Here is a 12,759-nt window from a genome sequence, read left to right as displayed (position 1 = left end):
TGCGGCTTACTCTCTACGCTGTATTTTATACGCTGTACTCTATACGGTGTAGTCAATTGGCGGTGAAAGATGGGAGGCCGGGACATGGTGAAGGACCGGAGCGGGGCGGGAGACCCCGTCCGCACGCTGGCGTTGCTGTGGCGCGAGCCCGGGGAGCCGGCGCAGCCCGCCCGGCGCGGCCCGCGGCAGGGCCTCAGCGTGGACGCCGTCGTCGGGGCCGCGACCGCGCTCGCCGACGAGGAGGGCCTGGCCGCGCTGACCATGCGGGCGCTGGCGCAGCGGCTCGGCGTGACGCCGATGACCGTCTACACGTACGTCCCCGGCAAGGCCGAGCTGCTCGACCTCATGCTCGACGACGCCTACCTGCACATGGAACGCCGGCCGGCCGGCCCGCAGGAGCCCTGGCAGGTCCACGTCGCCCGGGTGGCCGAGGACAACCGGGACCTCATGATCCGCCACCCCTGGATCGCGGACCTGGCCGTCACCCGCCCCCCGCTGGGCCCCGGGGTGATCGGGAAGTACGAGTACGAGCTGGCGGCCTTCGAGGGGATCGGGCTCACCGACACCGAGATGGACGCCGCCCTGACCCACCTGCTCGGCTTCGTCCACGCCAACGCCCTGGCCGCGGCCGACGACGCCGACCACAACAGCCGCCAGAGCCAGGAGGACTGGTGGGCCGTCAGCGCCCCGCTGCTGGAGCGGACCCTGGACCCCGAGCGCTACCCGCTCGCCGACCGCGTCGGCACCGCGGTCGCCGGCTACCACCCCCAGACGATCTGGTCCTTCGGCCTCCAGTGCATCCTGGACGGCCTCTCCCACCGCCTCGCCGCCCGCCCCACCCCGCAGACGCCGGCCCGGTAGGCCCTGTCCGTCGAAGTCCGGACAGGACTTAGCGGTAGCCGGTGGTGTCCGCCGGCCGGCCGGGGTCCTGCACCTCGACCAGGTAGCGCCAGGCGTCCGGGCGGCTGCCGTCCAGGTCTGTGAAGCCGTAGACCTGTGCCAGCTGACCACTGGAGAGGGACCCGCCGTTGAAGCGGGAGACCTCCGGGTCTGCGGCGAGCGCGGCGACCGCCCGGCCCACGTACGCCGGGGTCTCGGAGATCGCGAAGTGCGGGACCCGCACCAGTGCGTCCCGCCAGGTCTCCTCCGTCACGCCGAACGCGTCGAGCATCATCTCCGAGCGCAGCCAGCCCGGGGTCAGTGCCACCGCCGTGGCTCCGCGCGGGCCCAGCTCGTGCCCGAGCGCGAACGCCATGCGCAGCACCGAGGACTTGGCGATGTCGTAGAAGAAGGAGACCCGGTAGCGGGACGCGTTGTAGTCGGCGGTGCCGTCCGTCATCTCCACGACCAGACCGCCCGGTTCCCGCAGCAGCAGCGGCACCGCGAAATGGCTGGTGATCGCGTGCGTCTCCACCGCCAGCCGCATCAGGCGCAGCCCCTTGTCCAGATCGTGCTCCCAGACGGTGCTGTCCCACTCGAAGAGCAGCTCCCCGCCCCAGATGTCGTTGACCAGGACGTCGAGACGGCCCTGCTCGGCGTCGATCCGCCCGACCAGGGCCTCGACCTCCGCCGGCACCAGATGGTCGGCGACCACCGCGATCCCCCGGCCGCCCGCCGCGGTGACCAGTTCGGCGGTCTCCTCGATCGTCTCGGGCCGGTCGTACTCCGAACGCCGGCCCCGGGTGCTGCGCCCCGACACGTACACAGTGGCGCCCCGCGCCCCCAACTCGACCGCGATGCCGCGGCCCGCGCCCCGCGTCGCCCCCGCGACGAGGGCCACCCTGCCTTCGAGAGTCATACGCGAACCCTACGACGGCTCGCGGGCCCCGCAGCCCGCCGGCCACGGAAACCAGCCGGCGCCGGCAACAGCCCGCCAGAGCCCGTGCCCCCGAGCCCCGGCGTGCCCTCAGCCCAGGCTGAGGGGACGCTCGGGGGCGAGGTGGGCGGCGATCGTTTGGAGCACGTTCGTGCTGGCGTTCTGCACGGTGCTGCCGTGACCCTGCGTCGCCACCGTCGCGATGGCGAGCTTCCGGGACGGCAGGTAGGCGACCGTGCCCGCGTATCCCGCGAAGGACGGGTTCTGCAGGATCCAGGTGTTCACCACGGGCAGCCCGAGGGCGAAGGAGGCGTCCCCCTTGACCTTGACGACCGGCGTGAGCTGGAGCCTGTGCGACTCGGGCGTCAGCAGCCTCCCCTCGCCGATCGCCGCGAAGGACTTCGCCATGTCCTCCAGCGTCCCGGTCATCACCGCCCCCTCCGCCACCGTCCACGACGGATCCCAGTAGGTGGAGTCCTCGAACACGCCCCGCTCGTTGTCGAAGCCGTGCAGCACCGGCGTGGGGATCTCGGCCCTGGAGGAGATGGCCGTCCGGGTCAGACCCATCGGTTCGAGGACGTTCTGGCGCATCACCTCTCCCAGGGGCCGTCCCTCCACCTTGGAGATGATGTCGCCCAGGAGCACCCAGTTGGCGTGCGAGTAGGCGAATCCCGAGCCAGGCGGCCTGGCCATGGGCCGGGAGACCGCGATGCGGACGAGCTCCTCGCCGGTCCAGTGCCGGAAGGGGTTCTCGTACAGATCCGCGATGAAGGCCTTGTCCGTGACGTAGTCCGCGTATCCGGAGGAGGAGGACGCGAGCATCTTCAGCGTGATCTCGTCCGCGTGCGGAAGGTCCGGGCGCCAGCGCGAGAGCTTGTCGTCGAGCGTGACCTTGTCCTCGTCGACCAGCTTGAGCAGTTCGGTCGTCATATAGGGGATGGCGACCGAACCGATGCGGAACCGCATGTCCGTCGTCGCCGGGAAGCCTGTCATGGTCTCCCCGGCCGCGGCGGTCGAGACCCGCTGCCCGTCGACCCACACCCCGGCCATCGCCGCGGTGAGCTTGTACTCCCTCAGCGCGTCCGCGACCTGCCGCGCGGTGAACTCCTCCGTGTCACCCGGCAGGCAGGTGCCGCCCCGGGAGATCTGGCCCTCCGGGCACTGCGGGGAGGCGCTCCCGGAGGGGCCGGCGGCGCCGCTCGCCAGCGAAGCGGCCAGCATGAGGCCGCCCAGACAGGTGAGGGTGAAGGTCCTGGGGTGGCGCACGGCGTGCCTCCATGCGGGTCGAAGGCGAAGGTCCCCCGCCTCGCGATTGCAGGCCTCGTCCCGGCAGGCTAACCGGCGGCCCCGTCCGCCGCATGCGGGAGCCGTTGCACGGGTGACCTCCGCGGGGACTCGGCCCAGGGCCCGGACGTGCACCCCCACCGCGTGCCACCCGGTCGCCCCGTCCGGCACGGTCCCGACCCGCCGGATCCCCGCCACACGGGAAATCAGTGCACGGGCGCCGGCGGTACCCAGCGCCCGGTGCGCGGCGCCTTCACCCCGTAGTCGTCCTTCAGCTCCGCCGGGATGGCGTGGTGCATCACCCGGCCCCGGGTCAGTGAGGCCAGCTCGAAGCCCGAGAGCAGCGAGCCCGCCTTGTCGAGCGCCCACTCCGCGTACGGGCTGCTGTCCTCGATGGTCTCCAGCAGCCCGAGGAACACCGGAACCGCCTTGGCCGCCGTGTCCCAGGCGGTGCGCGGGATCTCCAGCCAGTCGCCGATGGTGTCGCCGACGAGGAACCGGACGGTGGCGGGGACCATCGGGTCGAAGAGGGTGCCCGGCACCACGTCCTCGTACATGCGCATCAGCTGGGCGTTGAGGCGGACCCCCTCCGGCGAGGGGCCGAGGTTGCGCAGGAGATAGAGGTCGCAGTAGTCGCGGGCCTCGCCGAGGGTCTGCGGCACCGCCGACATGTCGCAGCCGAGCATGGCGCCCACGACCCGCCAGGCGTAGAAGTAGGCCTCGGCGCCGTCCTCGCTCATGTGGATGCCGAGCCGGTGCATCGCGTCGAGGACGAGGAGGGAGAAGCAGATCTGCCCCCCGATCATGTCCTCCTGGCAGATGGGCACCCCGTCCTTCTCGACGTTCCAGTGGCCGCCGTGGCGCAGGTGGTGGCGGACCGCAGCGTGCAGAAGGCGCACCTTCTGCGCGGCGGGGATGAACTTGCTGCCCTCCGCGAAGGAGTTGGTCTGCATGAGGTAGGTGACGAACTGCCCGGTGTTGGCCATCCGCCGCGAGGGGTAGGCCAGGGAGTGCGTCGAGGCGAGCAGCCGGGACAGCCGGGGGATGGCGTAGGTCGCGGGCATGGCCGCGAAGGACAGGCCGGTGTTGATGTGGGCCGCGTTGTCCATGAAGAACAGCCGGGCCTGCTCCATCACGTCCCAGTCCACCCAGCTGGGCGGCATGGCGGTCGCCTCGAAGTAGGCGCGCGCGGACCGCGGGAGCTGCTCGGGGAGCTTGTCGCCGGTGGTGGTGAAGAACCGCATGAGGGTGTTGAGATCGCCGACCTCCTCACGGCGGAACATCTCGGCGACGGTCTCGTCGGCGAGCGGATCGCCCTGCATGCGCAGGGCGTCGAGCGCGGCGTGGTCGTAACGGGCGGGCGCCGGGTCGGTCTTGGTGGCGTTGGCGTTCACGTCGGTCGTCCTTGTCGTGTCTTCGGGTGCGGACCGGCCGCCTGGTCCGGGGAGGGGCCGCCGCGGGCGGCCGAGCCCGGCGGCGCGGCGAGGAGGCAGGGGTGGGGGCGCGGTCGCGCGGCTACAGGGAGCGGTCGGCGGCGGTCGCGGCCAGCCCCCTCAGCGCGGACCGGGCCTCAGCGGGCATCGCGGCGAGGTCCAGGGCGGCCTCGGCCCGGCCGATGCGCTCGCGGATCATGTCCTCGACCTGCTGCCTGGCCCCGCAGCGTTCCATCAGCTCGCGGACCGACGAGGCCTCCTGCTCGCCCAGCTCCGGGTTGCCGACCAGCTTCGCGAGCAGTCGGCGGTCGTCGGGTCCGGCCGCCGCCACGGTCAGCGCGAGCAGCGCCGTGGGTTTGGCGTCCCGCAGGTCGTCCAGGTTCGACTTGCCGGTCCGTGCCGGGTCGCCGAAGGTCCCCAGCAGGTCGTCGCGCAGCTGGAAGGCCTCGCCGAGCGGGAGGCCGTAGCCGGAGAAGGCCTCCAGCAGGGCGCGGGAGCCGCCGCCGAGGGTGGCGCCCAGGTGCAGCGGCCGCTCCACCGTGTACTTGGCCGTCTTGAAACGGGCGACCTCCAGGGACTCCGCCACCAGCGGTTCCCGGTCCGCTCTCGCCTCGGTGCGCAGCACCTCCAGGAACTCGCCGGCCATCGTCTCGCGCAGCAGCGTGGACCAGAGCGGAACCGTCCGGGCCAGGTAGGCCCCCGGCAGCCCGCAGGAGGTGAAGACGTGCCCGGCGTACCCCATCAGCAGGTCGCCGAGGATCATGGCGAGGGCGGTGGAGCGCTGCCCGTTCGCGGCGAAGGCGGCGTGCGCGGTGAGCTGCCCGTGCCGCATCCGGCTGTCGTCGATGATGTCGTCGTGGGTGCAGGCCGCCGCGTGGACGAGCTCCATCGCGGCCGCGGCGCGGATCACCCCCTCGCAGTCCGGCTGGCCGGCCGCCCGCCACCCCCAGTACAGGAACGCGGCCCGGATCCGCTTGCCGCGGGCCAGGGACCGGCGCAGCTGCTCGGAGAGCGGGGTGAGTTCGGCGTGCAGGCCGAGCAGGGCCTGCTCCTCCTCGTCGGCCAGCCGGACCAGCACCTCGTCGATGCGTTCCTTGAAGCCGGTGTGGTCATGCACAGGGGCGGCCCTCGGAGGTCATCTGCTCCGCGACGCGGCGGGCCATGGTCTCCAGGTAGTTCTCGTCGCCCGTGCCGGCCCGGCGGGTGGCCAGTTCGCCGCGCTTGCGCAGCTCCACGACTCCCTCGGTGAGGAGTTCGCGCAGGTCGGCGCGGCGCAGCGCGTCCTGTGCGCGGTCGGCGGTCTGCCGCAGCTGGTCGAGGGCCAGGTCGGCGGCCCCGGCGGCGAGCAGCGTCAGGAGTTCCAGGGACGCGGCTGCGGAGCCGGCGCCCGCGGACCGCCCCTGGCGCTGCCGTTCCTGTTCCCCCTGGTACGAGGTCTGGTCGTCTTCGGTCTGGGACATGCTCGGGTGCACTCCTGGTCGCGTCGCGCCTCGTGGCATCGGCAAGAGGCGGCCACCGGATCGCTGTCGGTGGCCGCCCCTGGTCTTCTGACGGGCCAGTCAACCCAGTGCCGTCCCCGCGCGACGAACCGCGGACGGTGATCTCCCTCGCACGAGCGCGGAGTTTCCACCGGTTGAGTGGTGATCACCACGACGGGCGATCACCACCGCCGCCGGTGGTGTAGGCCGCGTCCGCCGGTCAGCCGGTGGCCGCCGCGGGGAGGGCCGCCGCCACCGCCGCGGCCAGCCGGTACGGGTCCCCGCTCGGCCGGTCCGGGTGCCGGGTGGTCCGCCGGGCCCACTCCTCCTCGAAGGCGTGCCAGTCGATCTCCCGCGGCGCGGCCCCGGCGACCAGCGCCTCGTCCAGCGCCCCGAAGTAGGCCGCCCACCGCCTGGCGTACAACTCCGAGACCAGGCCGCTCCATTCACGGTTGGCGTAGTCGTGCAGGAAGCCGCCCTCGCTGGTGCTGCGCCGGCCCCACACGCTCAGCAGCGAGCGGGCGTCGTACTCGTACCGGTCCTGCTCGGCCCGGTCGGCGCCGTGGGAGCGGGCCCGGGAGAGCCATGTCCCGAGGAGGAGGTTCGGGTCGGAGCCGGTCACCTGGTCCAACAGCCGCATCCCGTCCTGCCATTCGGCCGTCAGCGCGCGGAAGCGGGCCAGGTCCTCGGCCTCGTAGGCCGCCTTGATCTTCGGCAGCAGCACCCGCGAGTGGTTGGCGAGGGCCTGCCGCGCGGTGTCCACCAGGTCGAAGCGGTAGGCGCTGGAGCCGCGCAGCGCCGGATCCACCCGCAGCAGGTGGTCCAGGGCCCTGCGCACCGAACCGGCCGGGTAGCGCATGGACTTGGGGCTCCAGTGCGCCGCCCCCGCCGCGGACAGGCTCGGCCGGGCGCTGAACAGGCTGTCCTGCGACTCCGACCACAGCCCCGAGGAGGTGCTGTACGGGCCCTTGCGCAGCTCCTCCCAGGCGGCGGCGGCCTCGGCGTCGGGGCGGCCGTAGCGGCGGGCTGCGAAGCCGGCGAACCAGGTGCGCTGGTCGATCGGCCCGGCGTCCCAGGCGAGGTCGGTGAAGAGGTCGAACGCCGCCGGATTGGTCCCCGTGGCCTCCGGCAGGTAGGCGATGCCGGCCAGCGCGCTGTTGCTCTTGGCCCGCCAGGGGCCGAAGCGTTCGAGCCACACCGAGGTGTTCGCGCCGATCGTCGTGTGCCCGCCGAAGTTGTAGATGGTGCCCATCGCGTACGGGACGCCGCCCCAACGGGTCTCGCGGTCGAGCCGGTTGTAGCGGTCGGACAGCCCGTCGAGGATCAGCAGCTTCGAGGTGTCCACGCCGGCCAGCAGCTCCGGCGTCGGGTCGTCCTGCCAGCCCAGCACGGCCCACAGCGCCCCCGGGTGGGCGGCGTGCAGCGCGGCCTGGATGGCGCCCGCCGCCGCGCCGACGTCGACGGTGCCGGTCCGGCCGCCCTCGTGCAGCGGGCTCATCCGGTACATCGTGCTGTCCCCGAACACCGCGCGCTGCTCCGCGTAGTAGGCGGCGGCCAGCCTGGCGAAGACCGGCGAGGCGGGGTCCAGCCAGTCCGGGCGGTCGAAGCCCGCCCAGTCGCCCTGCGCGACCGTCGCGGCCCCGGCGTTGCGCGCGGCGAAACCGGCCGGCACGGTGCCGAAGTAGCCGGGCAGCACCGGGGTCATGCCGAGGCCGCGCAGCTGCTCGGCGATCCGGCCGCCGAGCTCGGCGCGTTCGCGCATCAGCCGCTCGGTGACCGGGCCGCCGAAGCCGCTGAGGTTCTGCAGCAGCCACCAGCTCTGGTGGCCGGGGCCGGGGATCCACGCCCGCAGCTCCTCGGCGGAGTACCCGAACCGCTGGAGCGCCCGGTAGTACGGGTACTCCGCTCCGACCTGCACGAACACCTCGTTGATGCCGTGCAGGGCGAGCAGGTCGATCTGCCGCTGGTGTTCCTCGAAGGTGCGGTACGGGCCCGAGTACCCGTCGTCGGTGTCGTTGAGGGCGTAGCGGTGCGGGACCTGCGCGCTGCGGGTCACCGGTGCCGGTACGGCCGGCAGCCGGGCGGGCAGCATGCCGATGCTGTCGCCGGGCCAGCCGATGTCGGCGCCGGCGACGTGCTGGAGGTACCAGCCGACGCCCGTGAGCAGCGTGGCTCCGGTGCCGGCGCGCACCGTGACGGCCCCCGCGGTCCCGGACACCGTGAAGGTGTCGGCGCCGGCGGCCGGGTCGGGCACCAGGGTGAACTGCCGGGCGTGCCGCGGGAGCAGCCGCTCCAGGGCGGCGCGCGCGGGCGCGGTGTCGAAGGTCGCGGCGCGGGGGGCGCCGGTGTGCGCATGCGCCGCCCCTTCCAGGGGCCGTACGTCGGCACGTGCGGGCGATCCGGCGCCCGGGGCGGTGGCTCCGGGCGCGGGTCCCGCGCAGATCACGGCCAGCAGCGCCGCGGGGAGCGCGGCGAGGGCGGCCGGGCGGGCGGCGGGCAGGCGGCGCCCGCTTCGCGGCATCGGGTTCGTCATCCGTTCGCTCGGGTCGTCAGACCGGCAGGGACCAGGCCTGGTCGACCCGGTGTTCGCCGCAGGGGGTGAGCCGCAGCCGTTCGGCCGGGGCGTCGGGAGTGGCGGCCCGGGCGGGCGCGGTCAGGCACATGCCGCTCGCCTCCTCCACGAGGGACCCGTCACGGCGGTGGTGCCAGCTCTGGCCGGGCTGCCCGCTGTGCCGCGGCGCGCAGTCGGCCAGCTCCACGAGGCCGTTCCCGCCCGCCGACAGGCATTCGCCGGCCAGCCGCAGGCGGGCGTCCTCGCCCAGGAACCACCGCTGGTCGGGGGCTCCGGTGCAGCCGGCCATCACGACCGCGCCGACACCGCTGGTGTTGGCCCCGTCGGCGCACCGGACGCCGTCACCGACGATCTGCCCGGTCGGCACGGCCTCGGCGCAGCCGCGCGGGCTGAGCCGCCAAACGGCGGTGTCGTGGCCGGCCAGCTTCCCGGTCAGGGCGTCGGAGACCTCGGCGCGCGCACCGCTCCACAGGTCCTGCGCGTCGGCCGTGCAGTCGCTCAGGCCGATCTCGTCCAGCGGGACCCTGATGTCCCGGGTGTTCGCCGAGCGGTTGAGGACGGCCACCGCCCGGTCGCCGTTCGCGAGGGGACGGACCAGGATCTCGAAGGTGGCGTTGGAGGAGACCACGGCGCCCTGACGGCCCATCGGGTCCTGGTCCAGCGCGATCATCCGGGTGTTGCCGAGGGCGGCGAGCCCGGCGGGGGTCAGCTTCGAGACGTCGGAGGACAGGATGAAGGGGGCCGCCATCATGGACCAGAGGGCGACCTGGCTGCGGCTCTCGGCCGCCGTGAGGCCGGGGGCGCCCGCGATCAGGAAGTCGGGGTCGTTCCAGTTGCCGGGGCCGGCGTACCGGCCGAGCCAGCGGTTGTAGCCGTAGTTGCCGAGCACCGAACTCCACCGGGAGGTCGCGGGCGCGGCCGGGTTGTAGACCTTGATGTCCTTGCCCTCGCGCCACAGCTGGCCGGTCTCGCCGACCCAGCCGAGCACCTTGTGCCAGTCGGAGCCGCCCCATTCGCCCTGCTGGAAGTATGCGGGCGCGGAGGCCGACAGGACCATGTCCCGGCCGCTCTCGCGCAGTGCCTTGGCGACGGCGTTGTAGGCGTCCCGGTAGGCCTGCTCCTTCGTACGGTCCTCCGGCACCCACAGGTTGCAGCCGTCCATCTTGACGTAGTCGACCTTCCAGGACGCGAACTGCCGTGCGTCCCGGGCGTAGTGGTCGGGCCCACCGCCCTCGGGGGCGCCGCTGCCGGGGTACTTCTCGCACGTCAGGGAGCCGGCGTCCTGGTAGATGCCGAACTTCAGGCCCTTGGCGTGCAGGTACTCGCCGAGCCAGGCCATGCCGTGCGGAAACTTCGCGGTGTCGACCACCAGGTTGCCCCGTGCGTCGCGGCTCCTGGTCATCCAGCAGTCGTCGACGGTCACCGTGTCGTAGCCCTTGGCGGCGAGCCCCGTCGAGACGAGGGCGTCGGCGTTGGCGACCACCTTGGCCTCGTCGATGTCGCACATGTAGTGCGCCCAGTTGTTCCAGCCCATGGGAGGGGTGAGCGCGAGCGGGGTGTCCGAGGTCGCCCGGGGCTCGGCCGCCACCGGGGCGGGGGAGAGCGCGAGGGCGAGCAGGGCGGCCGCGGTCAGACAGGGGAGCGTTGCGCGCAGGCGAGGCGGCACTGGGTCTCCTTGACGGGGGGACAGTCGTGCGACCAGTGCAGCGAGGCGGCTACTCAGTGTCAACGCAAGTCGCTGGTTGTCGTGCGATGACCAGCAATATGGCTGCAATGGATGTCACACGAAAGTGTCGATACGTCGTATGATACGGTGTATCTATGCCGAGGAGATCCGCCGCCCTGGACCGTGCGACCCCCGGGGCCATCGCCGTCGCCGCGCTGCGGATCCTCGACGAGGAGGGGCCGCAGGGCCTCAGCTTCCGCGCCCTCGCCGACCGGCTCGACGTCTCCCACGCCACCGTCCAGCGCCGCTGCGTGGACCTCGCCGGACTGCTCGACCTGTGCACCGAGCACCTGGCCGCACAGCTCCCCGAGATCCCCGCCGGCACGGACTGGGCCGAGGCAACCGAGCAGCGGTTCCGCGCGCTGTACCTGCTGCTCACCGCCCACCCCGGACTCCTCGTCCTGCGCGGCGGCCGGCCCTGGCTCGGCCGGCAGCTGCTGGCCCGCCTCGTCGAGCCCGCCCTCGCCGACAGCGTCGCCGCGGGGATGACCGTCACCGAGGCGATCACCGCATACCGCCGCATGTACCTGCTCACCCTGGGCAGCGCGGCCTTCGTGGACCACCGGGATCCGGCCGGCGCCACCTCCGCCTCGCGCGCCGCCTTGGCCGCGCTCGATCCCGAGGAGTTCCCCGTGCTCTGCGGCGGACTGCCCGACGTGCTGCCGGCCCTGACGGACCACGAGGTGTACTACGGCGCCCTGCGCCAGCTGATCGAGGCCGCCCGGCCCGCCACCTGATGGGGAGACCGACCATGGAACGTCCGCAGGACCCGCAGCAGCTGCAGCCCCCGCGGCAGCTCGACTACGCCGCCGTGCGCGCCGCCGCCGCGCGGATCGCCGGCGGGGTGCGGCCCGTCACGGTGGCGCCCGCGGCCGACGGTGTCTGGTACGCCCTGGAGTACCTGCAGCACACCGGCACCTTCAAGGCGCGCGGCGCCCGCAACTTCCTCGCCGCCCACCACGAGGCCGGCGCCCTCCCGGCCGCCGGCGTCACCATCGCCTCCGGCGGCAACGCCGGGCTCGCCTGCGCCTGGGCGGCCCGCGCGCTGGACGTGCCCGCGACGGTGTTCCTGCCCGCCAACGCCCCGCGCGTGAAGGTGGAACGGCTGCGCGGCTACGGGGCCGACGTCCGGCTCGTCGGCGACCGGTACGCCGAAGCGCAGGCCGCCTGCCAGGAGTTCGCCGCCGCGAGCGGCGCGCTGAGCAGCCACGCCTACGACCACCCGCTCATCGCGGCCGGCGCCGGGACCCTGCTCGACGAGATCCGCGACGCCCTGCCCGGGCTGGACACCGTGGTCGTGGCGGTGGGCGGCGGCGGACTGTTCGCGGGAGTGGCCACGGCCGCGCGCGAGCACGGCGTACGGGTGGTCGCGGCCGAACCGGAGAACTGCCGGGCCCTGAACGCGGCCCTGGAGGCGGGCCGGGTCGTCGACGTCGCCGTGGACTCGGTGGCGGCCGACTCCCTGGGGGCCACCCGCGTCTCGGCCGACGCGCTGGCGGCCGCGCAGGAGAAGAACGTCACGTCGGTCCTCGTGGCGGACGAGGCGATCACGGCCGCGCGGCGCGCCGTGTGGGAGGAGCACCGGATCGTCGTCGAGGCGGGCGCGGCCACCGCCCTGGCGGCGCTCCACGGCGCTCGGGAGCAGCTGGGGGAGAAGGTCGCCGTCATCCTGTGCGGGGCCAACACGGACCCCCGGGACCTGACGGACCCCCTGGCCTGAGGTCCCGGGCCGACGCCTGTCGGCGGACGACGGCCCGTACACACGCAACGCAGAGCCGGCCTCGAACGACGATCGTTGCGGTGGGTGACGACTTTCGAGGACAGCCTGTACCCCCGCCCCCTGCGAGGGTGTGAGCGTCCAGGCGACCGCCGCCGGACGCGAAGCGACTTGGAGGAACGGGCGTGGCTCAGCGCAAGGGTTGTCTGATCGGCTGCGGAGTGGCGCTGGTGCTGGGCATCGGCGTCCTCGCCGCGGTGGTCTTCGGCATGGGCAAGGTCCTCGACGTGGCCGAGAAGACCGTGGTCGACCCCGCGGTCTACGAGGGAGTGAAGGTCGGCGACGCGGAGGGCGACGTCCGGGCGAAGCTCCCGTCGGGCGAGAGCTTCGTCAAGGACGTCCTCAAGGAGGGCGGACCGGTCGAGCCCGAAGGCAGCACCTGCGCCTGGTACATATCCGGCGATGACACCGAGCCGGGCGCGGAGACGGTGCTCCGCTTCTGCTTCAAGGACGGCAAGCTCGCGGAGAAGACCAAGTACCCCATGAAGTGAACCGGGGCTAGGGTCTGTATCGAGTTGCCCCGTGGAGCAAGGAGCGGCGTTCGGCACGCACCCTCGGCGCACGAGCCGAATGTCCTCGTAGCTCCGCTACGAGGACATGCGTCCCGCACGCCGAGGGCACGCACCGAACGCCGCTCCTTGCTCCACGGGGCAACTCGATACAGACCCTAGGC

Annotated in this window: 11 protein-coding genes; 4 read left to right on the top strand and 7 right to left on the bottom strand. The window is 73.2% G+C overall.

The window, feature by feature from the left end:
- Positions 1 to 84 precede the first annotated feature (84 nt).
- The gene (locus ACFWFZ_RS13855; RefSeq protein ID WP_387121380.1) at positions 85 to 861 is read left to right on the top strand and encodes a TetR/AcrR family transcriptional regulator; all 777 of its coding nucleotides are present in this window, start codon (positions 85 to 87) and stop codon (positions 859 to 861) included.
- A gap of 28 nt (positions 862 to 889) precedes the next feature.
- Here the strand turns inward: ACFWFZ_RS13855 and ACFWFZ_RS13850 are convergent, their stop codons facing one another.
- The 7 genes from ACFWFZ_RS13850 to ACFWFZ_RS13820 form a co-directional block, all read right to left on the bottom strand.
- A complete protein-coding gene (locus tag ACFWFZ_RS13850; RefSeq protein ID WP_387121377.1) occupies positions 890 to 1,798 on the bottom strand; it encodes an SDR family oxidoreductase in 909 nt (302 codons plus the stop codon).
- A 108-nt stretch (positions 1,799 to 1,906) separates the two neighbouring features.
- Positions 1,907 to 3,082 (bottom strand): serine hydrolase domain-containing protein, encoded by a 1,176-nt coding sequence (locus tag ACFWFZ_RS13845; protein WP_387121374.1) that lies wholly within the window; start codon positions 3,080 to 3,082, stop codon positions 1,907 to 1,909.
- A 224-nt stretch (positions 3,083 to 3,306) separates the two neighbouring features.
- Positions 3,307 to 4,422 (bottom strand): oxygenase MpaB family protein, encoded by a 1,116-nt coding sequence (locus ACFWFZ_RS13840; protein ID WP_387121997.1) that lies wholly within the window; start codon positions 4,420 to 4,422, stop codon positions 3,307 to 3,309.
- Between the two features lie 193 nt (positions 4,423 to 4,615).
- Complete coding sequence (locus tag ACFWFZ_RS13835; protein WP_387121371.1) at positions 4,616 to 5,650, bottom strand: polyprenyl synthetase family protein; 1,035 nt, start codon at positions 5,648 to 5,650, stop codon at positions 4,616 to 4,618.
- The gene (locus ACFWFZ_RS13830) at positions 5,643 to 5,993 is read right to left on the bottom strand and encodes a hypothetical protein (protein WP_387121369.1); all 351 of its coding nucleotides are present in this window, start codon (positions 5,991 to 5,993) and stop codon (positions 5,643 to 5,645) included. Before ACFWFZ_RS13830 ends, ACFWFZ_RS13835 begins: the two co-directional genes overlap by 8 nt.
- 238 nt (positions 5,994 to 6,231) lie before the next feature.
- Complete coding sequence (locus ACFWFZ_RS13825) at positions 6,232 to 8,532, bottom strand: alpha-N-acetylglucosaminidase (RefSeq protein ID WP_387121366.1); 2,301 nt, start codon at positions 8,530 to 8,532, stop codon at positions 6,232 to 6,234.
- Between the two features lie 28 nt (positions 8,533 to 8,560).
- A complete protein-coding gene (locus ACFWFZ_RS13820) occupies positions 8,561 to 10,249 on the bottom strand; it encodes a ricin-type beta-trefoil lectin domain protein (protein ID WP_387121363.1) in 1,689 nt (562 codons plus the stop codon).
- 155 nt (positions 10,250 to 10,404) lie between these two features.
- Between ACFWFZ_RS13820 and ACFWFZ_RS13815 the strand changes: the two genes are divergently transcribed.
- The 3 genes from ACFWFZ_RS13815 (at position 10,405) to ACFWFZ_RS13805 (ending at position 12,577) form a co-directional block, all read left to right on the top strand.
- Positions 10,405 to 11,046 (top strand): TetR/AcrR family transcriptional regulator, encoded by a 642-nt coding sequence (locus tag ACFWFZ_RS13815; RefSeq protein ID WP_387121360.1) that lies wholly within the window; start codon positions 10,405 to 10,407, stop codon positions 11,044 to 11,046.
- Between the two features lie 14 nt (positions 11,047 to 11,060).
- Positions 11,061 to 12,029: a serine/threonine dehydratase gene (locus ACFWFZ_RS13810; RefSeq protein ID WP_387121357.1), complete on the top strand. Its 969-nt coding sequence runs from the start codon at positions 11,061 to 11,063 to the stop codon at positions 12,027 to 12,029.
- Between the two features lie 182 nt (positions 12,030 to 12,211).
- Positions 12,212 to 12,577: a hypothetical protein gene (locus ACFWFZ_RS13805; RefSeq protein ID WP_387121354.1), complete on the top strand. Its 366-nt coding sequence runs from the start codon at positions 12,212 to 12,214 to the stop codon at positions 12,575 to 12,577.
- Positions 12,578 to 12,759: the final 182 nt, after the last annotated feature.

The sequence above is a fragment of the Streptomyces sp. NPDC060232 genome (genome assembly GCF_042726555.1).
Lineage (GTDB): Bacteria > Actinomycetota > Actinomycetes > Streptomycetales > Streptomycetaceae > Streptomyces.
The sequence above is the reverse complement of the archived record's forward strand: the minus strand, read 5'-3'. Positions and strand labels throughout refer to the sequence as shown.

Excerpts from the sequence above, each read along its gene's own strand:
- ACFWFZ_RS13855 (WP_387121380.1), top strand. The coding sequence starts at position 85 with ATGGTGAAGGACCGGAGCGGGGCGGGAGACCCCGTCCGCACGCTGGCG.
- ACFWFZ_RS13850 (WP_387121377.1), bottom strand. The coding sequence starts at position 1,798 with ATGACTCTCGAAGGCAGGGTGGCCCTCGTCGCGGGGGCGACGCGGGGC.
- ACFWFZ_RS13840 (WP_387121997.1), bottom strand. The coding sequence starts at position 4,422 with ATGCAGGGCGATCCGCTCGCCGACGAGACCGTCGCCGAGATGTTCCGC.
- ACFWFZ_RS13830 (WP_387121369.1), bottom strand. The coding sequence starts at position 5,993 with ATGTCCCAGACCGAAGACGACCAGACCTCGTACCAGGGGGAACAGGAA.
- ACFWFZ_RS13825 (WP_387121366.1), bottom strand. The coding sequence starts at position 8,532 with ATGCCGCGAAGCGGGCGCCGCCTGCCCGCCGCCCGCCCGGCCGCCCTC.
- ACFWFZ_RS13815 (WP_387121360.1), top strand. The coding sequence starts at position 10,405 with ATGCCGAGGAGATCCGCCGCCCTGGACCGTGCGACCCCCGGGGCCATC.
- ACFWFZ_RS13810 (WP_387121357.1), top strand. The coding sequence starts at position 11,061 with ATGGAACGTCCGCAGGACCCGCAGCAGCTGCAGCCCCCGCGGCAGCTC.